General features: G+C 62.6%; 23 protein-coding genes. 21 read left to right on the top strand and 2 right to left on the bottom strand.

The features are described 5' to 3' along the window. Positions 1-21: 21 nt before the first annotated feature. The 8 genes from RG836_RS04250 to RG836_RS04215 all read left to right on the top strand — a co-directional run bounded on the left by RG836_RS04250 (position 22) and on the right by RG836_RS04215 (position 7,740). Complete coding sequence (locus RG836_RS04250; RefSeq protein WP_310843482.1) at positions 22-2,277, top strand: chemotaxis protein CheA; 2,256 nt, start codon at positions 22-24, stop codon at positions 2,275-2,277. Positions 2,278-2,326: 49 nt separating this feature from the next. Further along, on the top strand, positions 2,327-3,445 hold the full coding sequence (locus RG836_RS04245; protein ID WP_310843480.1) for a protein-glutamate methylesterase/protein-glutamine glutaminase: 1,119 nt from the start codon (positions 2,327-2,329) through the stop codon (positions 3,443-3,445). Further along, entirely contained in the window at positions 3,445-4,185 is a 741-nt protein-coding gene (locus tag RG836_RS04240) for a flagellar motor protein (RefSeq protein ID WP_310843479.1), read from the top strand. Before RG836_RS04245 ends, RG836_RS04240 begins: the two co-directional genes overlap by 1 nt. 15 nt (positions 4,186-4,200) lie before the next feature. Further along, the gene (motD, locus tag RG836_RS04235; RefSeq protein ID WP_310843478.1) at positions 4,201-5,091 is read left to right on the top strand and encodes a flagellar motor protein MotD; all 891 of its coding nucleotides are present in this window, start codon (positions 4,201-4,203) and stop codon (positions 5,089-5,091) included. Positions 5,092-5,134: 43 nt separating this feature from the next. Beyond that, the gene (locus tag RG836_RS04230; protein ID WP_310843476.1) at positions 5,135-5,923 is read left to right on the top strand and encodes a ParA family protein; all 789 of its coding nucleotides are present in this window, start codon (positions 5,135-5,137) and stop codon (positions 5,921-5,923) included. Positions 5,924-5,925: 2 nt separating this feature from the next. Next, positions 5,926-6,786 (top strand): CheW domain-containing protein, encoded by an 861-nt coding sequence (locus RG836_RS04225; protein WP_310843474.1) that lies wholly within the window; start codon positions 5,926-5,928, stop codon positions 6,784-6,786. A gap of 75 nt (positions 6,787-6,861) precedes the next feature. Then, complete coding sequence (locus RG836_RS04220; RefSeq protein WP_310843473.1) at positions 6,862-7,347, top strand: chemotaxis protein CheW; 486 nt, start codon at positions 6,862-6,864, stop codon at positions 7,345-7,347. Beyond that, positions 7,348-7,740: a DUF2802 domain-containing protein gene (locus tag RG836_RS04215; protein ID WP_310843471.1), complete on the top strand. Its 393-nt coding sequence runs from the start codon at positions 7,348-7,350 to the stop codon at positions 7,738-7,740. A 142-nt stretch (positions 7,741-7,882) separates the two neighbouring features. Here the strand turns inward: RG836_RS04215 and RG836_RS04210 are convergent, their stop codons facing one another. After that, on the bottom strand, positions 7,883-8,212 hold the full coding sequence (locus RG836_RS04210; protein ID WP_310843470.1) for an EscU/YscU/HrcU family type III secretion system export apparatus switch protein: 330 nt from the start codon (positions 8,210-8,212) through the stop codon (positions 7,883-7,885). Further along, complete coding sequence (gene fliK / locus RG836_RS04205; RefSeq protein ID WP_310843468.1) at positions 8,209-9,789, bottom strand: flagellar hook-length control protein FliK; 1,581 nt, start codon at positions 9,787-9,789, stop codon at positions 8,209-8,211. The genes RG836_RS04210 and fliK overlap by 4 nt, the downstream gene beginning before the upstream one ends. Positions 9,790-10,022: 233 nt before the next feature. Between fliK and ccmA the strand changes: the two genes are divergently transcribed. From ccmA to phnE, 13 genes are all read left to right on the top strand, one after another. Next, positions 10,023-10,658, top strand: a complete 636-nt coding sequence (gene ccmA / locus RG836_RS04200; protein WP_310843467.1) for a cytochrome c biogenesis heme-transporting ATPase CcmA — start codon at positions 10,023-10,025, stop codon at positions 10,656-10,658. Continuing rightward, on the top strand, positions 10,655-11,323 hold the full coding sequence (gene ccmB / locus RG836_RS04195; protein WP_310843465.1) for a heme exporter protein CcmB: 669 nt from the start codon (positions 10,655-10,657) through the stop codon (positions 11,321-11,323). Before ccmA ends, ccmB begins: the two co-directional genes overlap by 4 nt. A 78-nt stretch (positions 11,324-11,401) precedes the next feature. Continuing rightward, on the top strand, positions 11,402-12,157 hold the full coding sequence (locus RG836_RS04190; protein ID WP_310843461.1) for a heme ABC transporter permease: 756 nt from the start codon (positions 11,402-11,404) through the stop codon (positions 12,155-12,157). Then, a complete protein-coding gene (gene ccmD, locus RG836_RS04185; protein ID WP_310843459.1) occupies positions 12,154-12,330 on the top strand; it encodes a heme exporter protein CcmD in 177 nt (58 codons plus the stop codon). The genes RG836_RS04190 and ccmD overlap by 4 nt, the downstream gene beginning before the upstream one ends. Next, positions 12,327-12,782 carry a cytochrome c maturation protein CcmE gene (gene ccmE, locus RG836_RS04180; protein WP_310843457.1) on the top strand — a complete coding sequence of 152 codons (456 nt, stop codon included), beginning with the start codon at positions 12,327-12,329 and terminating at the stop codon, positions 12,780-12,782. The genes ccmD and ccmE overlap by 4 nt, the downstream gene beginning before the upstream one ends. Positions 12,783-12,785: 3 nt before the next feature. After that, entirely contained in the window at positions 12,786-14,774 is a 1,989-nt protein-coding gene (locus tag RG836_RS04175) for a heme lyase CcmF/NrfE family subunit (protein ID WP_310843455.1), read from the top strand. After that, on the top strand, positions 14,771-15,307 hold the full coding sequence (locus RG836_RS04170; protein ID WP_310843454.1) for a DsbE family thiol:disulfide interchange protein: 537 nt from the start codon (positions 14,771-14,773) through the stop codon (positions 15,305-15,307). The genes RG836_RS04175 and RG836_RS04170 overlap by 4 nt, the downstream gene beginning before the upstream one ends. Then, positions 15,304-15,777, top strand: coding sequence for a cytochrome c-type biogenesis protein (locus tag RG836_RS04165; protein ID WP_310843453.1), 474 nt, complete (start codon positions 15,304-15,306; stop codon positions 15,775-15,777). Before RG836_RS04170 ends, RG836_RS04165 begins: the two co-directional genes overlap by 4 nt. Further along, positions 15,770-16,972 (top strand): c-type cytochrome biogenesis protein CcmI, encoded by a 1,203-nt coding sequence (gene ccmI / locus RG836_RS04160; protein WP_310843452.1) that lies wholly within the window; start codon positions 15,770-15,772, stop codon positions 16,970-16,972. Before RG836_RS04165 ends, ccmI begins: the two co-directional genes overlap by 8 nt. A 15-nt stretch (positions 16,973-16,987) precedes the next feature. Continuing rightward, positions 16,988-17,392, top strand: a complete 405-nt coding sequence (locus RG836_RS04155; RefSeq protein ID WP_310843450.1) for a hypothetical protein — start codon at positions 16,988-16,990, stop codon at positions 17,390-17,392. Between the two features lie 241 nt (positions 17,393-17,633). Further along, positions 17,634-18,467 (top strand): phosphonate ABC transporter ATP-binding protein, encoded by an 834-nt coding sequence (phnC, locus tag RG836_RS04150; protein ID WP_310843449.1) that lies wholly within the window; start codon positions 17,634-17,636, stop codon positions 18,465-18,467. A gap of 43 nt (positions 18,468-18,510) precedes the next feature. Beyond that, positions 18,511-19,524, top strand: a complete 1,014-nt coding sequence (gene phnD, locus RG836_RS04145; protein WP_310843448.1) for a phosphonate ABC transporter substrate-binding protein — start codon at positions 18,511-18,513, stop codon at positions 19,522-19,524. A gap of 160 nt (positions 19,525-19,684) precedes the next feature. Continuing rightward, positions 19,685-20,467 carry a phosphonate ABC transporter, permease protein PhnE gene (gene phnE / locus RG836_RS04140; protein ID WP_310843446.1) on the top strand — a complete coding sequence of 261 codons (783 nt, stop codon included), beginning with the start codon at positions 19,685-19,687 and terminating at the stop codon, positions 20,465-20,467. Positions 20,468-20,503 lie beyond the last annotated feature (36 nt).

The following is a 20,503-nucleotide window of genomic DNA, read 5'->3' as shown; positions in this document are numbered from 1 at the left end:
TCTTTAGGAGCACCCCTACACATGAGCTTCGGCGCCGATGAAGAGATCCTTCAGGATTTCCTGGTTGAGGCCGGCGAGATTCTAGAGCAACTGTCCGAGCAACTGGTCGAGCTGGAAAGCCGTCCGGATGATGCGGATTTGCTCAATGCAATTTTTCGCGGTTTTCACACTGTAAAAGGGGGCGCCGGCTTCCTCCAGCTCAATGAGTTGGTGGAGTGCTGTCATATCGCCGAGAACGTGTTCGACATCCTGCGCAAGGGTGAGCGGCGCGTCGACTCGGAATTGATGGACGTGGTTCTCGAAGCACTGGACGCGGTGAACAGCATGTTCACTGAAGTCCGCGAACGTGGCCCGATCACCCCGGCCACGCCTCAATTGCTGGCGGCCCTGGCGCGTCTGGCCGAGCCGCAATCGGCTGACGAAGTGGCGCCGGCCGCTGAGGTCGAAGCGCCTGCCGCCGAAGCGGAACCGGGCGATATCACCGATAACGAATTCGAACAGTTGCTGGACTCGCTGAACGCCGTCAAGGCCCAGGCCGAGGCCCCCGTGTCTGCTGCCCCCGTGACCGCCAGCAGCGATGCGGCGAGCGATGAAATCACCGACGCCGAGTTCGAGTCGTTGCTTGATCAACTGCACGGCAAAGGCCAGTTCGCCGCCGACGCCGTCACGCCTGCAGGGGGCGCATCGTCGGCCGCCGCGGCAACGAAAGCGCCGGGTGACAGCTCCGACATTACTGACGACGAATTCGAAGCACTGCTCGACCAGTTGCACGGCAAGGGCAACTTTGCCGTTGATGCGCTGGAGTCGGCCATTGCCTCGGTTCCGGCCGCTGCACCGACCGCTGCGGCGGCGGGTAGCGACCTGATTTCCGATCACGAATTCGAATCGCTGCTCGACGAATTGCACGGCAAAGGCAAGTTCAGCGAGGTCAACGCGGGGGCCGCGGTGGGCTCTGCGTCCTCCAGCGCTGCAGTCGCCGAACCGGTGGCCAAGGCTGTGCCAAAACCGCCGGCCAAGGTCGAAGCACCGAAGACTGCCGCCGCGCCAGCCGCTGCCGCGCCGGCCCGTGCGCCAACCCCCGCTCCGGCCGACAAACCGGCCAGCGAAGCCGAGACCACCGTGCGGGTCGACACCGCACGCCTCGACGAAATCATGAACATGGTCGGCGAGCTGGTGCTGGTGCGTAACCGCCTGGTGCGCCTGGGTGCCAACAGCGCCGACGAAGCCATGTCCAAGGCCGTGTCCAACCTCGATGTGGTCACCGCCGATTTGCAGACCGCGGTGATGAAGACGCGGATGCAGCCGATCAAAAAAGTCTTCGGGCGTTTCCCGCGCCTGGTTCGCGACCTGGCTCGCCAGCTCAAGAAAGAGATCAACCTGGAACTGGTTGGCGAAGAAACCGACCTCGACAAAAACCTCGTCGAGGCCCTGGCCGATCCGCTGGTCCACTTGGTGCGCAACGCGGTCGACCACGGCATCGAATCGCCGGAAGAACGCGAAGCATCGGGCAAGGCCCGGGGCGGTCGCGTGATACTGGCGGCCGAACAGGAAGGCGATCACATCCTCTTGTCGATTTCCGATGACGGCAAAGGCATGGACCCTAACGTCCTGCGCTCCATCGCGGTCAAGCGTGGGGTGATGGACAAGGATGCCGCCGACCGGTTGAGCGACACCGAATGCTACAACCTGATCTTCGCGCCTGGCTTCTCGACCAAGACCGAGATCTCCGACGTGTCCGGTCGTGGCGTGGGCATGGACGTGGTGAAAACCAAGATTTCCCAGCTCAATGGTTCGATCAACATCTACTCGACCAAGGGCCAGGGCTCGAAGATCGTCATCAAGGTGCCGTTGACCCTGGCGATCATGCCGACCCTGATGGTGATGCTGGGCAACCAGGCGTTCGCCTTCCCGCTGGTCAACGTCAACGAGATTTTCCACCTCGACCTGTCGCGCACCAACGTGGTCGACGGCCAGGAAGTGGTGATCGTGCGCGACAAGGCACTGCCATTGTTTTACCTCAAGCGCTGGCTGGTCAGCTCCGCCGCTCACGAAGAGCAGCGTGAAGGCCATGTGGTGATCCTTTCGGTGGGCACCCAGCGGATCGGCTTTGTCGTCGATCAACTGGTGGGCCAGGAAGAAGTGGTCATCAAGCCATTGGGCAAAATGCTCCAGGGAACCCCGGGCATGTCCGGCGCCACCATTACCGGTGACGGCCGCATTGCACTGATTCTCGATGTCCCGAGCATGCTCAAGCGTTACGCCGCACGGCGTATTTGATTCTGGTGGAGCGGGGCGATGTTGCCCCGCGCCATCTAACGGAGTGTTTATGGCAGTCAAAGTCCTGGTGGTGGACGATTCGGGGTTTTTCCGCCGCCGCGTCTCGGAGATTCTTTCAGCGGATATCAATATCCAGGTGGTCGGTACCGCGACCAATGGCAAAGAAGCGATCGATCAGGCCCTGGCCCTCAAGCCGGACGTGATCACCATGGACTACGAGATGCCGATGATGGACGGCATCACCGCGGTGCGGCACATCATGCAGCGCTGCCCGACGCCGGTGTTGATGTTCTCCTCGCTGACCCATGAAGGCGCCCGGGTGACCCTCGATGCGCTGGACGCCGGGGCGGTGGATTTCCTGCCGAAGAATTTCGAAGACATCTCGCGCAATCCCGAGAAGGTCAAGCAACTGCTGTGCGAGAAAATCCTCAGCATCTCGCGCAGCAACCGTCGGGTCAGTGCCTACAGCGCTCCGACGCCAGCCCCGACGCCCGCGGCGGCACCGTCGACTTACGGCGGCAGCGCGCCGGCTCGTCCCGCGCCCGCAGCGATTCCCGCGCGTGCACCGGTAGCGACGGCACCGTCGTCACCCGCGCCGAAACGCAAGGCTTACAAACTGGTGGCCATTGGTACGTCCACCGGCGGGCCGGTCGCCCTGCAACGGGTGTTGACCCATCTGCCGGCGAACTTCCCGGCGCCGATCGTGTTGATCCAGCACATGCCGGCGGCCTTCACCAAGGCCTTCGCCGAGCGTCTGGACAAGCTGTGCCGCATCAGCGTCAAGGAAGCCGAGGATGGCGACATCCTGCGTCCGGGCCTGGCGTTGCTGGCACCGGGTGGCAAACAAATGATGATCGATGGCCGTGGCGCGGTGAAAATCCTGCCGGGCGACGAGCGTCTGAATTACAAACCGTGCGTGGACATCACCTTCGGTTCCGCAGCCAAATCCTACGGCGACAAAGTTCTGGCGGTGGTCCTCACCGGCATGGGCGCTGACGGCCGTGAAGGCGCACGTCTGCTGAAGCAGGGCGGCAGTGCGATCTGGGCCCAGGATGAAGCCAGCTGCGTGATCTACGGCATGCCCATGGCCATCGTCAAAGCCAACCTCGCGGACGCGGTGTATGGCCTGGACGATATTGGCAAGCACCTGGTCGAGGCGTGTATCTGATGGATGTATTAAGCCTGATTGGCATCATCATGGCGTTCGTCGCCATTGTTGGCGGCAACTACCTGGAAGGCGGCCACCTCGGCGCCCTGGCCAACGGCCCGGCGGCGTTGATCGTGATCGGCGGCACCGTCGGCGCGGCGTTGCTGCAGTCGCCGATGAGCGCCTTCAAGCGCGCCATGCAAATTGTCGGCTGGATACTGTTTCCGCCGCGCGTTGACCTCGAAGGGGGCATCGACCGCGTGGTGAACTGGAGCCTCACCGCGCGCAAGGAAGGCTTGCTCGGACTCGAAGGTGTGGCGGACGCCGAACCGGACAGCTATTCGCGCAAAGGTTTGCAGTTGCTGGTGGACGGCGCCGAGCCGGAAGCGATCCGTAGCATCCTCGAGGTGGATTTCTACACCCAGGAAAGCCGCGACATCGAAGCCGCCAAGGTCTTCGAAAGCATGGGCGGCTATGCGCCGACCATCGGCATCATCGGTGCGGTGATGGGCCTGATCCACGTGATGGGCAACCTGGCCGACCCGACGCAACTGGGCAGCGGTATCGCCGTGGCGTTCGTCGCCACCATCTACGGGGTGGCCAGTGCCAACCTGGTGCTGCTGCCGGTGGCGGCGAAACTCAAGTCCATCGCCTTGCGCCAGTCGCGTTATCGCGAAATGTTGCTCGAAGGCATTCTGTCGATCGCCGAAGGTGAAAACCCGCGCTCGATCGAGCTGAAGCTCCAGGGCTTCATGGATTGATGGGAGGCATGGACCATGGCACGACGCAGGCAACCTGAAGAACACGTCAATCACGAACGTTGGCTGGTGTCGTATGCCGACTTCATCACCTTGCTGTTCGCCTTCTTCGTGGTCATGTACTCGATTTCGTCGATCAACGAAGGCAAGTACAAGGTGATTTCCCAAGCGCTGATTGGCGTGTTCAACGATGCCGACCGCAGCCTCAAGCCGATCCCGATCGGCGAAGAGCGGCCGCAGACCGTGACCCCGGCCAAGCCGCTGGTCAAGGACAGTGAGCAGGTTGACGCCGGGATTGCCGGGGCCAGCGATCCGCTAAAAAGCATCGCCGATGACATCAGCGCGGCGTTCGGCGACCTGATCAGCTCCAACCAGATGACCGTGCGCGGCAACGAGTTGTGGGTCGAGATCGAACTCAATTCCAGCCTGTTGTTCGGCAGCGGCGATGCCATGCCCAGCGACATGGCGTTCAACATCATCGACAAGGTCGCGGGCATCCTCAAGCCGTTCGACAATCCGATTCACGTTGAAGGCTTTACCGATGACCAGCCGATCCGCACGGCGCAGTACCCGACTAACTGGGAGCTGTCCTCGGCGCGCTCGGCCAGCATCGTGCGCATGCTGGCGATGCAGGGGGTGAACCCCGGTCGCCTGGCGTCTGTGGGCTATGGCGAATTCCAGCCGGTGGCCAACAACGCCACCGCCGAGGGCCGTGCGCGCAACCGTCGCGTGGTGCTGGTGGTATCGCGCAATCTGGATGTGCGCCGCAGCCTCACCGGTACCGGGACCGCTCATGCGCAACCGGACGCCGCGCTGAAGCGTGCTGGCACACAAACTGCACCTCCGAGCGTCAAGCCGCCGGTACGAGAGAGCGCCGTCAATTCTCCGTCACCCGCTTTAACACGTTGAGCTATTTCTCGGTTGCCCCTGGCGACCGAGAGGAACCATGCACATGAGAGTCTGGGCCGTTGCCAATCAAAAGGGTGGTGTTGGTAAAACCACTTCCTCTATCGCTTTAGCCGGGTTGCTGGCCGAGGCGGGCAAACGCGTGGTCATCGTTGATCTAGACCCCCACGGCTCAATGACCAGTTACTTCGGCTACGACCCGGATGCCCTCGAACACAGTTGCTACGACCTGTTCCTGCACAAGGGCAACGTGCCCCAGGGCTTGCCCGGCCAATTGCTGTTGTCCACCAGCGACTCGCGCATTTCGCTGCTGCCGTCGAGCACCGCGCTCGCCACCCTTGAGCGTCAATCCCCCGGCCAAAGTGGCCTGGGCCTGGTGATCGCCAAGAGCCTGGCGCAACTGTGGCAGGACTTTGATTACGCGCTGATCGACAGCCCGCCATTGCTGGGCGTGCTGATGGTCAACGCCTTGGCCGCGAGCCAGCAACTGGTGATCCCGGTGCAGACCGAACACCTGGCCGTCAAAGGCCTGGAGCGCATGGTCAACACCCTGGCGATGATCAACCGCTCGCGCAAACAGGCGCTGCCGTTCAGCATCGTGCCGACCCTGTTCGACCGCCGCACCCAAGCCTCGATGGGCACCTTGCGGGTGCTGCGCGACTTGTACCCGGAAGACATCTGGCAAGGCTACATCCCGGTGGACACCCGCCTGCGCGATGCCAGCCGCGCCGGGGTCACGCCGTCGCAGTTCGATGGCAAAAGCCGTGGGGTGCTGGCCTATCGCGCGCTGCTCAAGCACTTGCTTGCGCAACAACTCGTCGCGCAGGTGGCCTGAACATGAGTCGGCCACTGAAACTCACCACGCGCCCGCAATTGGCGTTGCAGTCCTACCTCGACAATCTGCTGCAGGAAGCCACCGATGAACTGCCGGACCTGGTGGTTGAGGCGGCTGAAGTAGCGAGCCCGCTGGATGAGTTCCAGGCAGCGGTGCTGGAAGAGCAGGCGCGGGATGCGCGCAAGCCGATTGCGCCGAAAGTCGAAGCAGTCACGCCGGTTGTGGTCAGCGCGCCAGTGGTTGAAGTGCTGGAGGCTCCGACGCCGATCCTGGCCCCGGTCTCCACGGTGGCGCCGCTGTTGCAGGCCTTGGTCACGCCACTGGTCGAAGTACATATTCCGCCCAGCAACACGCCGCCACCGGTGGACACCGATGGCCGCCCGAGCTGGGCCGCCGAGCCGTTCGAATGCCTGTTGTTCGACGTCGCCGGGTTGACCCTGGCGGTGCCGCTGGTGTGCCTGGGTTCGATCTATTCGCTGGCCGGCCACGAGTTGACGCCGCTGTTCGGTCAGCCGGAGTGGTTCCTCGGCATCCTGCCGAGCCAGGCCGGCAACCTCAAGGTGCTGGACACTGCGCGCTGGGTCATGCCGGATCGTTATCGCGACGACTTCCGCCAGGGCCTGCAATACGTTATTTCGGTGCAGGGCTACGAATGGGGGCTGGCGGTGCATCAAGTCAGCCGTTCGTTGCGCCTGAACCCGAACGAAATCAAATGGCGTTCGCACCGTGGCCAACGGCCGTGGCTGGCGGGCACCGTGATCGAACACATGTGTGCCTTGCTCGATGTGTCTGAACTGGCGGCGCTGATCGCCAGCGGCGGCGCGAAACAGCTGAGCATCAGCAAACCACTTAAAACCAACTAACAAACACACGCCGGCCGCTTGCGCGCCGGCGAACGGAACACACACCGCCACAGCGGTTTTTCGAGGGGTCAGGGTATGAATGATAAGGCGACGGCGGCAAAAGGTTCTGAAGATCCGATCCTGCAATGGGTAACCTTCAAGCTCGATAATGAGACCTACGGCATCAACGTAATGCGCGTCCAGGAAGTGCTGCGCTACACCGAAATCGCGCCGGTCCCGGGTGCTCCGAGCTACGTGCTGGGCATTATCAATTTGCGCGGTAACGTGGTCACCGTGATCGACACCCGCCAGCGCTTCGGCCTGGGTACCGTGGAAGTCAGCGACAACACCCGCATCGTCATCATCGAAGCCGACAAGCAAGTGGTCGGGATCATGGTCGACAGCGTCGCCGAAGTGGTTTACCTGCGCCAGTCGGAAATCGAAACCGCGCCGAACGTCGGTAACGAAGAATCGGCCAAGTTCATCCAGGGCGTGTGCAACAAGAACAACGAGCTGCTGATCCTCGTCGAACTCGACAAGATGATGAGCGAAGAAGAATGGTCGGAACTGGAGAGTATCTGATTGATGCTTGAGGTAGCGGTCATTGTCCTGTTCCTGTTCTGGGCAGGCACCCTGGCGATGTTCCTGGCTTACATCCGTAGCCAGCGGCACATCGCCGCGCAACAGGCCCAAAGCGATGCGCTGCGTGATCAGCGCATCAAAGAGCTGGCCAAACGCGTCGACGACTATCAGAACGGCACCGTGCGCATGGGCGAAGCCCTGCACGAACTGCGCTCGGTGGTCAGCCCGATCCCGGACAAACTCGCGCAACTCGAACAGCGCGACCCCTCGAGCCTGTCCTTCGCCCAGGCCGCCCGCCTGGTCGGCATGGGCGCCAGCATCAACGAACTGACCCAGGCCTGCGGCTTGACCCAGGCTGAGGCAGAGTTGATGAGCAAGCTGCACAAGAGCTGAGCAGCGGGCTCGTGATCGTGTTGGGAGCGGGAAGCTGCTATCGCGAGCAGGCTCGCTCCCACAGGTCTGTGGTGTGATCCCAGAATCAGGCGCACGCCACTAAACTCTGTGGGAGCGGGCCCGCGATGGCGTCCTCGAGGCCTCAGTAATCCTCCCCCCGCTCAGTCACATCCTTCTCCAGCACCCCCGTCTCCTCATCAAACCCCTGCGGGAATTTGCCTTTTAGATTCCACGCAAACGCAATGATCTCGGCAATCGTGCGGTACAACTCCTCCGGAATACTGTCCCCCAACTCCATCTTCGCCAGCAGCCTTACCAGCTCCGGGTTTTCATAGATCGGCACTTCGCATTCGCGGGCAATCTTCAAAATCGCTTCAGCCAGTTCGTCGTCGCCCTTGGCGGTAAGGGTCGGGGCGTGGGTGCCGTCGTATTTGAGGGCGATGGCCTGGCGGGGGGCGTTGGCGGTGCTCATGCGGTTTCGTCCACCCAGCGTTGTTCGAGGCGGGTTGTCGGGCCTTGGGGCGGGGTGCCGTGGTGGCAGTCGAGGTCGCCGACGTTGAGGCCGGAGGCGAGCAAGCGTTCGCGCAGGGCTTGCAGGTTGGTTTCGATCAGGCTCGCGGTGTACGGGCGTTCGGCCCACAACTGACTGGAGAGGCTGCCCTTGATCAGTTGTGCCTGGATCTGCATCGGCCCGAGGGGTTCCATGTCGAAGGCCAGTTCGACGCGCCACAAGGATTGCTTGGGCTCGCGTTCGTCGCGGCGTTCGTGAGGCGGCTGTTTCTCTGACTCGGGGGATTCTTCGCGCTGGAACTTGACCTGCAACGGCACGATGTCTTGCAGGTTGCGCATCGGAATTTCCAGTTGCCAGGTACTTTGCAAGCGGCCGTCGCTGGTGACGCCGGTCTGTTCCAGGCTCGACAACTGATGGGTCTGCAAGCGCGACACGGCGGCGGCGGCGAGGCGCAGCAGGTGTTCGAGGCCACCTTCGCCTTCACCTTTCTGGATCAGCCGCTCGGACAACGGAAAACCGGTAGGCTCGGGTTTGGCACTTACTTGGCCGAGCATGCCGAGGGCGCTGCGCACGAAAGTCGGCATGGCCTGGGCCAGGGTGTTGGCGGCGATGATCGCGCTGAGGTGAGTGCCGCCGGGCAGGCCGGGGGTGAGTTGCGCGATCAGCCGCAGTAGGTCGCCTTTCATGTCGGCGGCAATATTCGTCGGCTGACCGGTCAAGAGCTTACTTTCGAGGAACATCCCGCTGTTGGCCAGCGCCAGGGCCACACCCTTGGCGGTGCTCAGTTGTTGAGCGTTGGGCAGGCCGGCGAGCAATTTGTCCACCGCCGCGCGCAGGTCGCTGGAGGTTTGATCAGACGCGGGCAGGTTTTGCAGCAGTTTGAGCAAGCCGTCCAGCGAACCCTGGCGGCTTTGCTGGCTGACCAGTTGTTGAGTGATCGCCAGTTGTTCCTGGCGATTGCTCAGCGGCACGAATTTGAGGGTTTGCGAATCCTGCACCAGGGCGCTGAGCAAAGTGCCGATGCGCAGTGGCTGCGGGCTGTCGATGTTCAGGGTGCTGCCGCTCAGCGCGGTGTTGAGCAGGCTGACCAGTGAGCGATACACCACCGGTTGACCGGGGACTTGCGGCATCAACTGGCTGGTTTGCACCTTGCCTTGCAACAGCGTGCCGACCGGCAGTTGCGCGGTGTCAATGCGGGTGAGGGTGGCGACGCTGGCCGCGATCGCCTGCTGCACGGTGACCGCCAGGTTGCCGGCTGATGGCTGCGTAATAGCGAAGTTGGTGCCCTGCGGCAACGGCTGGCTGCTGGTGGCCTGGACCGTGGTCTGGCGACCGCTGTCGAGGGTGACCTTGAGCAGCAACTGGAAAGTCTGGTCGGCCTGCTTGAGCGACAGCACTTCGGCCTTGGCGCTCTGCCCGGCGCTGATCAGGCCTTCGATCGGCGTCAGCAACTTGAGCAGGTCGCCGCTGACCACCAGCGGACGAGAGCCGCTCGGCGTCGGTTGCGGCATCGGCAGGATGTTCATTTCGCCAGTCATTCGCGGTTACAACCTATGGAAATTGCCCTCTTTAGAGTAGGGCATCGCATGTATAATGCCGCCCGTCTTTCGGGGAGTGGTGAAAACTTTGCATTTGTTTGACGCAGGTCTCTGGAACAGGCCGCCAAAGCCTCTATGCTGCCTCTCTTTAACGGCTGCGCGACGGCCGACTTGAATCGCCGCACTGAGCTGCTCCACTGATGCCGCACTGAACTGAATAGGCCTTTGATCCTTTGACCAGCCCGATCCTGCACACCGTTGGCCTTGCTTGTGAGCGAGATCTGCGGCTGTTGTTCGAAAATCTCGAACTGCGGCTCGGGCCGGGCGAAATGGTGCAGATCAGCGGGCCTAACGGCAGTGGCAAGACCAGCCTGTTACGCCTGCTGGCCGGGTTGATGCAGCCGACCGCCGGTCAAGTGCTGCTCAATGGCCAGCCATTGCACGAGCAGCGCAGCGAACTGGCGCGCAACCTGTTGTGGATCGGCCACGCCGCCGGGATCAAAGACCTGCTGACTGCGGAAGAAAACCTCAGTTGGCTCTGCGCGCTGCATCAACCGGCCAGCCGCGACGCGATTTGGCAAGCATTGGCCGCCGTCGGCCTACGCGGTTTCGAAGACGTGCCCTGCCATAGCCTGTCCGCTGGCCAGCAACGTCGCGTCGCGCTGGCGCGGCTTTATCTCGACAGCCCGCCGCTGTGGATTCTCGACGAACCCTTCACTGCCCTCGATAAGCAAGGCGTGGCCCAGCTCGAAGAGCACTTGGCCGCGCATTGCGAGCAGGGCGGCATGGTGCTGCTGACCACGCACCACACGCTGAGCCGGATGCCGGCCAGCTACCGCGATCTGGATTTGGGGCAGTGGGCCGTATGAGTGTGTTCGGACTGCTGGTGGCCCGTGAAGCGCGTCTGTTGTTCCGTCGTCCGGCGGAGTTGGCCAATCCACTGGTGTTTTTCGCGATCGTTATCGCCCTGTTCCCGTTGGCGGTCGGGCCTGAGTCGCAATTGTTGCAAACCTTGTCTCCTGGACTGGTCTGGGTCGCGGCGCTTTTATCAGTCCTGCTCTCGCTGGACGGGCTGTTCCGCAGTGATTTCGAGGACGGTTCGCTGGAACAGTGGGTCCTTTCGCCGCACCCCCTGGCTCTTCTGGTTTTGGCCAAGGTGCTGGCACACTGGCTGTTTTCCGGCCTGGCGCTGGTGTTGCTTTCCCCGCTGCTGGCGTTGATGCTCGGTTTGCCGGTCGCGTGCCTGCCGGTGTTGCTGGTTTCGCTGCTGCTGGGTACTCCAGTGCTTAGCCTGTTGGGCGCCGTGGGCGCAGCCTTGACCGTCGGCTTGAAGCGCGGTGGCCTGTTGCTGGCCCTGCTGATTCTGCCGTTGTACATCCCGGTATTGATCCTCGGCAGTGGCGCGTTGCAAGCGGCGCTTCAAGGCATGCCGGCGACCGGTTATCTCTTGTGGCTTGGTAGCCTGACTGCCCTCGCGATAACGTTGACACCTTTTGCAATAGCGGCTGGCCTGAAGATCAGCGTCGGCGAATAATGAGGTCTGGTCATTTATTGATCAGTAAAGACCCTTGGCTTGTCACCCTGATGACAAGCAACCGTGATGGAAACAGCAATGAACTGGACTTGGTTTCATAAGCTCGGCTCACCCAAATGGTTTTACGGCATCAGTGGCAAACTGCTGCCCTGGCTGAGCGTCGCGGCGTTGCTGCTGATTGGCGTCGGCATGATTTGGGGCCTGGCGTTCGCGCCGCCGGATTACCAGCAGGGCAACAGCTTTCGCATCATCTATATCCATGTGCCAGCGGCGATGCTTGCCCAGTCCTGCTATGTGATGCTGGCGGTGTGCGGGGTGGTCGGGCTGGTCTGGAAGATGAAACTGGCCGACGTCGCCCTGCAATGCGCGGCGCCCATCGGTGCCTGGATGACCGCCGTGGCGCTGGTTACCGGGGCGATCTGGGGCAAGCCGACCTGGGGCTCGTGGTGGGTGTGGGATGCGCGGCTCACCTCCATGTTGATTCTGCTGTTTTTGTATTTCGGCCTGATCGCCCTCGGCAACGCCATCAGCAACCGCGACAGCGCCGCCAAGGCCTGCGCGGTGCTGGCGATCGTCGGGGTGATCAACATACCGATCATCAAATACTCGGTGGAGTGGTGGAACACCCTGCACCAGGGCGCGACCTTCACCCTCACCGAAAAACCGGCGATGCCCGCCGAGATGTGGCTGCCGCTGTTGCTGACGGTGCTGGGTTTCTACTGTTTCTTCGGCGCCGTGCTGTTGCTGCGCATGCGCCTCGAAGTGCTCAAGCGTGAAGCCCGCGCCAGTTGGGTCAAGGCTGAAATTCAGACCAGTCTGGGGGGCGCTCGATGAGTTTCGCGTCATTCGGCGACTTCCTCGCCATGGGCCATCACGGCCTCTATGTGTGGTCCGCCTATGGCATCTGCCTGGCGGTGCTGGTCCTCAACGTGGCGGCGCCAGTCCTGGCCCGCAAGCGCTATCTGCAACAAGAGGCGCGCCGTTTGCGCCGGGAGAACGGTCAGTGAATCCGCTGCGCAAAAAGCGTCTTGTCATCATTCTTGCGATCCTGGTGGGCGTCGGCGCGGCCGTCGGCCTGGCCCTGAGCGCATTGCAGCAGAACATCAATCTGTTTTACACCCCGACCCAGATCGCCAACGGCGAAGCCCCGCACGACACGCGTATCCGTGCCGGCGGCATGGTCGAAAAGGGCTCGCTGCAACGTTCCGGCGATTCGCTGGACGTGCGCTTCATCGTTACCGACTTCAACAAATCCGTGACCATCACCTATCGCGGCATCCTTCCGGACCTGTTCCGCGAAGGCCAGGGCATCGTCGCCCTCGGCAAGCTGAATGCCGACGGCGTGGTGGTGGCCGATGAAGTGCTGGCCAAGCACGATGAAAAATACATGCCGCCGGAAGTGACCAAGGCTCTGAAAGACAGCGGCCAGTCGGCTCCCACTCCCGTCAAAGAGGGTTAACGGATGACCAGTGGAATCTTTATCCCGGAGCTTGGCCACTTGGCCATGATCCTGGCCCTGTGTTTTGCCCTGGTGCAGGCCGTGGTGCCGTTGCTCGGTGCCTGGCGCGGTGATCGTTTGTGGATGAGCCTGGCGCAGCCGGCGGCCTGGGGCCAGTTCGCGTTCCTCGCATTCGCGTTCGGCTGCCTGACCTATGCCTTCATGACCGACGATTTCTCGGTGGCGTACGTCGCCAGCAACTCCAACAGCGCCTTGCCGTGGTACTACAAGTTCAGCGCGGTATGGGGCGCCCACGAAGGTTCGTTGCTGTTGTGGGCGCTGATCCTCGGCGGCTGGACCTTCGCGGTGTCGGTGTTCTCCCGGCAACTGCCGCAGGTGATGCTGGCGCGGGTGCTGGCGATCATGGGCATGATCAGCATCGGTTTCCTGCTGTTCCTGATCCTCACCTCCAACCCGTTTGAACGCATCCTGCCGCAGATGCCAACGGACGGTCGCGACCTTAATCCGCTGCTGCAAGACATCGGCCTGATCGTCCATCCGCCGATGCTCTACATGGGTTACGTCGGTTTCTCCGTAGCCTTTGCCTTCGCCATTGCCGCGCTGCTCGGCGGCCGACTGGACGCAGCCTGGGCCCGCTGGTCGCGGCCGTGGACCATCGTCGCCTGGGCATTCCTCGGCATCGGCATCACCCTCGGCTCCTGGTGGGCCTATTACGAACTCGGCTGGGGCGGCTGGTGGTTCTGGGACCCGGTGGAAAACGCCTCCTTCATGCCGTGGCTGGTGGGCACGGCGCTGATCCACTCGCTGGCGGTGACGGAAAAACGTGGCGTGTTCAAGAGCTGGACCGTGTTGCTGGCCATCGCCGCGTTCTCGCTGAGCCTGCTCGGGACCTTCCTGGTGCGTTCAGGCGTGCTGACCTCGGTGCACGCCTTCGCGTCCGATCCGGAGCGCGGGGTATTTATCCTGATCTTCCTGTTGTTCGTGGTCGGTGGTTCGCTGACCCTGTTCGCCCTGCGCGCGCCGGTGGTCAAGAGCCATGTCGGCTTCAACCTGTGGTCGCGGGAAACCCTGCTGCTGGGCAATAACCTGGTGCTGGTGGTGGCGGCGTCGATGATTCTGCTCGGCACCTTGTACCCGCTGATTCTCGATGCGTTGACCGGGGCCAAGTTGTCGGTCGGCCCGCCGTACTTCAACGCGTTGTTTATCCCGTTGATGGCCTTGCTGATGCTGGTGATGGCGGTGGGCATGCTGGTGCGCTGGAAAGACACCCCGGTGAAATGGCTGCTGCGCATGCTGACCCCGGTACTGCTCGGCAGTGCCGCGCTGGCGGTGGTTGCCGGCATCGCTTACGGCGACTTCAACTGGGCGGTGATCGCCACCTTCATGCTGGCGGCCTGGGTGCTGCTGGCCGGGGTACGCGACATTCTCGACAAGACCCGCCACAAAGGCCTGATCAAAGGTTTGCCGACCCTGACTCGCAGCTATTGGGGCATGCAAATTGCGCACTTGGGCATCGCGGTCTGCGCCTTGGGCGTAGTGCTGTCGAGCCAGAACAGCGCCGAGCGCGACTTGCGCCTGGCGCCGGGCGAGTCGATGGACCTGGCCGGCTACCACTTCGTGTTCGAAGGCGCCAAGCACTTCGAAGGACCAAACTTCACGTCCGACAAAGGCACCGTGCGGGTGATCCGCGACGGACAGGAAATCAGCGTGTTGCACCCGGAAAAACGCTTGTACACGGTGCAGAACTCGGTGATGACCGAAGCCGGGATCGACGCCGGTTTCACCCGCGACCTGTACGTCGCCCTCGGCGAACCCTTGGGCGACGGCGCCTGGGCCGTGCGGGTGCACGTCAAGCCGTTCGTGCGCTGGATCTGGTTCGGCGGCTTGCTCACCGGTTTCGGTGGCTTGCTGGCGGCGCTGGATCGTCGTTATCGGGTCAAGGTGAAGAGCCGCGTGCGTGAAGCGCTGGGCATGACGGGAGCGGCGGCATGAGACGTTGGTTGATGCTGTTACCGCTGGCGATTTTCCTGGTCGTCGCGGTGTTCCTCTATCGCGGGCTCTACCTGAACCCCGCCGAGTTGCCCTCGGCGATGATCAACAAACCGTTCCCGGCGTTCTCGCTGCCGTCGGTGCAGGGCGACAAGACCCTGACCCGCGCCGACCTGCTCGGCAAACCAGCACTGGTCAACGTGTGGGGCACCTGGTGCATTTCCTGCCGGGTCGAGCACCCGGTGCTGAACAAACTGGCCCAGCAGGGCGTGGTGATCTACGGCATCAACTACAAGGACGTCAACGCTGACGCCTTGAAGTGGCTGGCAGAATTCCACAATCCGTATCAACTGGACATCCGCGACGAGGAGGGCACCCTGGGCCTCAACCTGGGCGTGTACGGTGCGCCGGAAACCTTCTTCATCGACGCCAAAGGGATCATCCGCGACAAGTACGTCGGGGTGATCGACGAGCAGGTCTGGCGCGAGAAACTCGCCGCCAAGTACCAGGCGCTGGTCGACGAGGCCAAACCATGAAGCGCTGGATCGCGGCGCTGATACTTGGCGTGAGCCTGGCCGGCGTGGCGCACGCGGCCATCGACACCTACGAATTCGCCAATGACGGTGATCGCGAGCGTTTCCGCGAACTGACCAAGGAACTGCGTTGCCCCAAATGCCAGAACCAGGACATCGCCGATTCCAACGCACCGATTGCCGCCGACTTGCGCAAAGAGATTTTCCGCATGCTGGGCGAGGGCAAGGACAACCAGCAGATCATCGATTTCATGGTGGATCGCTACGGTGATTTCGTCCGCTACAAACCGGCGCTGACCGGCAAGACCGCGCTGCTGTGGTTCGGCCCGGCCGGGCTGTTGCTCGGTGGTTTCGTCGTGATCGCGGTGATCGTTCGCCGCCGCCGCGTGCAGCGCAGTGATGCCCCGGACACCCTTTCTGTCGACGAGCGCGCGCGCCTCGACCATCTGTTGGATAAGACCAAGCATGATTGATTTCTGGCTCGCTGCAGGTCTGCTGCTTCTGGTAGCCCTGAGTTTTCTGTTGATTCCCGTCCTGCGTGGCCGCCGTGCCCAACTTGAAGAAGACCGCACCGCACTGAACGTCGCGCTGTATCAGGAGCGCGTGGCCGAGTTGCAGGTTCAGCAAGACGAGGGCGTACTCAACGCCGCGCAACTGGACACCGGCCGCGCCGAAGCCGCGCGCGAGTTGCTGGCCGACACCGAAGGCGTGGCCGCGCCACGGGTTTCGCGGCTGGGCAAACCGCTGCCGCTGCTGGCGGCGATTCTGGTGCCGGTGCTGGGCCTGGGCTTGTACCTGCATTTCGGTGCCAGCGATAAGGTCGAACTGACCCGCGAATTCGCCCAGGCGCCGCAGTCCATGGAAGACATGACCCGGCGCCTGGAGCGCGCGGTCGAGGCGCAGCCGGAATCCGCCGAAGGCCTGTATTTCCTCGGCCGCACCTACATGGCCCAGGACCGCCCGGCGGACGCGGCGAAGATCTTCGAACGCACGGTGACCGTGGCCGGACGTCAGCCGGAACTGCTTGGGCAATGGGCGCAGGCGCAGTATTTTGCCAACGGCAAAAAGTGGTCGCCGCAGATCCAGGCGCTGACTGATGAAGCGCTGAAAGCCGATCCGAAAGAAGTCACCAGCCTCGGCCTGCTAGGGATCGCCGCGTTTGAAGGTGAGCGCTATCAGGACGCGATCGACTACTGGAATCGCCTGCTCGCGCAATTGCCGGCAGAGGACGCTTCCCGCGCGGCGCTGCAAGGCGGCATCAGCCGCGCCACCGAAAAGCTGCAGGCCAGCGGCGGGCAAGTGGCTCAGGCACCGGCCGCCAAAACCGGCGCGCTGCTCACGGTGCGGGTTGATCTCGCGGCGGACCTCAAAGCCAAGGTCCAGCCTGGTGACAGCGTGTTCATTTTCGCTCGCGCCACCTCCGGGCCGCCGGCACCACTGGCGGCCAAGCGCCTGACCGTGGCCGATCTGCCGGTGACCGTGCAACTGGGCGATGCCGACGCGATGATGCCGCAGTTGAAACTGTCGAACTTCCCTGAAGTCCAACTGGTTGCGCGGGTGTCCCGTGCCGGCCAACCGACCTCGGGCGAATGGATTGGCCGCAGTGCACCGCTGGCCAGCAGCACCACGGCCGCGCAGCAACTGACTATTGACAGCCCGGATCAATAACCCAGAGATTTCGCCATGACCGCCATTGCTCGTATCACCCTGCTCAGTCTGGTTATGGGGTTAAGCGCGTGTGCGGTCCAGCGGCCGGAGCCGACACCGCTGCCGCCGATCCCGCCTTCGCAACCCAGCCCCACGCCATCGACCACGCCCGCGCCGGGCAAACCGGGCATCCCGGCGAAACCGGCCAAGCCGCTGCCGAAAACCTCCGCCAGCTTCGCGCCGCCTCCGGGTGGCAATAGCCATTGGGATGCCAAGCTCGGCGTGTATGTGCTGGATGACCAGACCAACACCTTCTACCGCCAGCGCACCTACTACCGCTGGAACAACGGCTGGAGCCGCTCGATCAGCCCGAACGGGCCGTGGGAAGACACCGACATCCACGGCGTGCCGGGTGGCCTGGGACGGCAGTTCGGCCAATAATGCGAAAGGCGACCTCAGGGTCGCCTTTTTTGTGTCGCGGCGATCGACCCGCCGGTGTCGCCAGACGTTGCCAGTGCTGGATGGGCTGTCAGGCCGCCATCGCCCTCAACCATTCACCAAACCTTCATCAAACAGTTACACCACCGACATGTGCAAGTCATAGGGCTGAAACCCCCCGCACCTAGATTGGGTTGAACTTCAATGCAGCCAAGGAAGGCTGTTCAACCTGACAGAGATGCCCATGAACGCAGCTATCCATGTCGACCATCTGAACAAGACCTTTGCGAAGAAAGCCGCGCTGGTCGACCTCGAGCTCTCCATTGGCCACGGTGAGATGGTTGCGCTGATCGGCGCGTCCGGTTCCGGCAAGTCCACCCTGTTGCGTCACCTCGCGGGCCTGGCCTGTTGCGACCGCAACAACGGCGGCAGCGTGACGGTGCTGGGCCGCGAAGTGCAGGCGTCCGGGCGCTTGAATGGCAAGGTTAGGCGCTTGCGTGCCGACATCGGCTACATCTTCCAGCAATTCAACCTGGTCAATCGCCTGAGCGTGCTCGACAACGTGCTGCTCGGTTGCCTGGGCCGCATGCCGCGCTGGCGCGGTAATTTCCGTCTGTTCAATGCTGAAGAGAAACAGTTCGCCATGGCCTCGCTCTACCGCGTCGGCCTGGCCGATCTAGCCGCGCAGCGGGCTTCGACCCTGTCCGGTGGCCAGCAACAACGGGTGGCGATTGCCCGGGCTCTGACCCAGCGCGCCGAGGTCATTCTCGCCGATGAACCCATCGCCTCGCTCGACCCGGAGTCTGCGCGCAAGGTCATGGAAATTCTCGCCGACATCAATCGTCGCGACGGCAAAACCGTGGTCGTGACCCTGCATCAAGTCGATTACGCCATGCGGTATTGCCCGCGAGCCGTGGCGCTCAAGGGTGGGCGCATTCATTTCGATGGCCGTGGCACTGAGCTCAGTGGCCAGTTCCTCAACGATCTGTACGGCGCCGACCTCGACACCAGCCTCATGTGCTCTGAACAGCTACGCCCCACCGAGGCCACGCCCAGGCTAGTGCTGGCTCGGGCCTGAACCTCCTTTGTTTTCCCACTACGTCGCCTCAGGAAACCCTTCCATGTTGAACCGTATCGGTCGCGTCTTTGCTGGCGCCGCGTTGCTCGCCAGCTGTGTGCTGGGCAGCGCCCAGGCAGAAGAAAAAGCCATTAACTTCGGCATCATGTCCACCGAGTCTTCGCAGAACCTCAAGAGCATCTGGCAGCCGTTCCTGGATGATATGCAGAAGCAAACCGGCCTGAAGATCAACGCTACTTTCGCCTCTGACTACGCCGGCCTGATCCAGGGCATGCGCTTTAACAAGGTCGACGTCGCCTGGCTCGGCAACAAGGCCGCCATCGAAGCGGTGGACCGCTCCAACGGTGAGATTTTCGCCCAGACCGCCGCCGCCAGCGGTGCCGCCGGTTACTGGAGCGTTTTGATCGCGCGCAAGGACAGCCCGATCAACTCGGTCGAGGACATGCTGAAAAACGCCAAGACCCTGACCTTCGGCAACGGTGATCCGAACTCCACCTCCGGCTACCTGGTGCCGGGCTACTACGTGTTCGCCAAGAACAACGTCGACGCCGCCACCGCGTTCAAGCGCACGCTCAACTCCAGCCACGAAGTCAACGCCTTGAGCGTGGCCAAGGGGCAACTGGACGTGGCCACCTTCAACACCGAGAGCTGGGATCGCCTGGAAGTCACTCAGCCGGACAAAGCCGCGTTGCTCAAAGTGATCTGGAAATCGCCGCTGATTCCCGCCGACCCACTGGTCTGGAGCAAGGCGTTGAGCGACAGCGAGAAGACCAAGATCCGCGATTTCATCTTCAGCTACGGCGACACCGATGCCGAGAAAGCGGTGCTGAAGAATATGCAGCTGGGCAAGTTCCTCGCGTCCAGCGACGACCAGTTGCTGCCGATCCGCCAACTCGAACTGTTCAAGCAGCGCACCACTATCGTTGCCGACACCAAGCTCGACGCCGCCGACAAAGCCAAGCGCCTGGCCGACATCGACGCCGAACTGGCCAAGCTGCAAGAGCGCATCACTTTGCTTGAGAAGAGCGACAAGAAAACCGCCGCCAACGCTGGCTGATTCATCGCAGATCAACTGTGGGAGCGGGCTTGCTCGCGAAGACGGCAGCCCATCCACCCTTGATGTCGACTGAACCACCGCTTTCGCGAGCAAGCCCGCTCCCACAAGGGGTCTTGCACCCGGCATGAGTTATGTGTCGCGCATTAATCAGAGAACGCCAATGACCACTCTTCACGCTGAAGCTGTCGGCAAGTACACCTGGCCGCGCTATGTCGGCTGGGGCCTGTTTCTGGTCCTGCTGGCCTGGGCCTGGCACGGTGCCGAGATGAACCCGATGGCGCTGTACCGCGACTCCGGCAACATGGCGACCTTCGCCGCGGACTTTTTCCCGCCGGACTTCCACGAATGGCGCGCCTACCTCAAGGAAATGATCATCACCGTGCAAATCGCCTTGTGGGGCACGGTGCTGGCGATTGTCTGCTCGGTGCCACTGGGCATCTTGTGCTCGGAAAACATTACCCCGTGGTGGATTCACCAACCCCTGCGCCGGGTGATGGACGCGTTTCGCTCGATCAACGAAATGGTGTTCGCCATGTTGTTCGTCGTGGCGGTCGGTCTCGGGCCGTTTGCCGGGGTGTTGGCGCTGTGGATCAGCACCACTGGCGTGCTCGCCAAGCTGTTCGCCGAAGCCGTCGAGGCGATTGACCCAGGCCCGGTCGAAGGGGTTCGCGCCACCGGCGCCAGTGCCCTGCAAGAAGTGATCTACGGGGTGATCCCGCAAGTCATGCCGCTGTGGGTCTCCTACGCGCTGTACCGCTTCGAAGCCAACGTGCGCTCGGCGACGGTGGTGGGCATGGTCGGTGCCGGCGGGATCGGCGTAATCCTCTGGGAAAACATCCGCGCCTTTCAGTTCGTACAAACCTGCGCGGTGCTGTTGGTGATCATCGTCGTGGTCAGCCTGATCGACATCCTCTCGCAACGCCTGCGCAAGCAGTTCATCTGATCTTCGGAGGGGTGCCCCTGGGCGCTTTTTTTTAAG

This window comes from Pseudomonas rhizozeae, from assembly GCF_031583775.1.
Classification (GTDB): domain Bacteria; phylum Pseudomonadota; class Gammaproteobacteria; order Pseudomonadales; family Pseudomonadaceae; genus Aquipseudomonas.
Note: the sequence above shows the minus strand (reverse complement) of the source record. Positions and strands in the feature narration are given on the sequence as shown.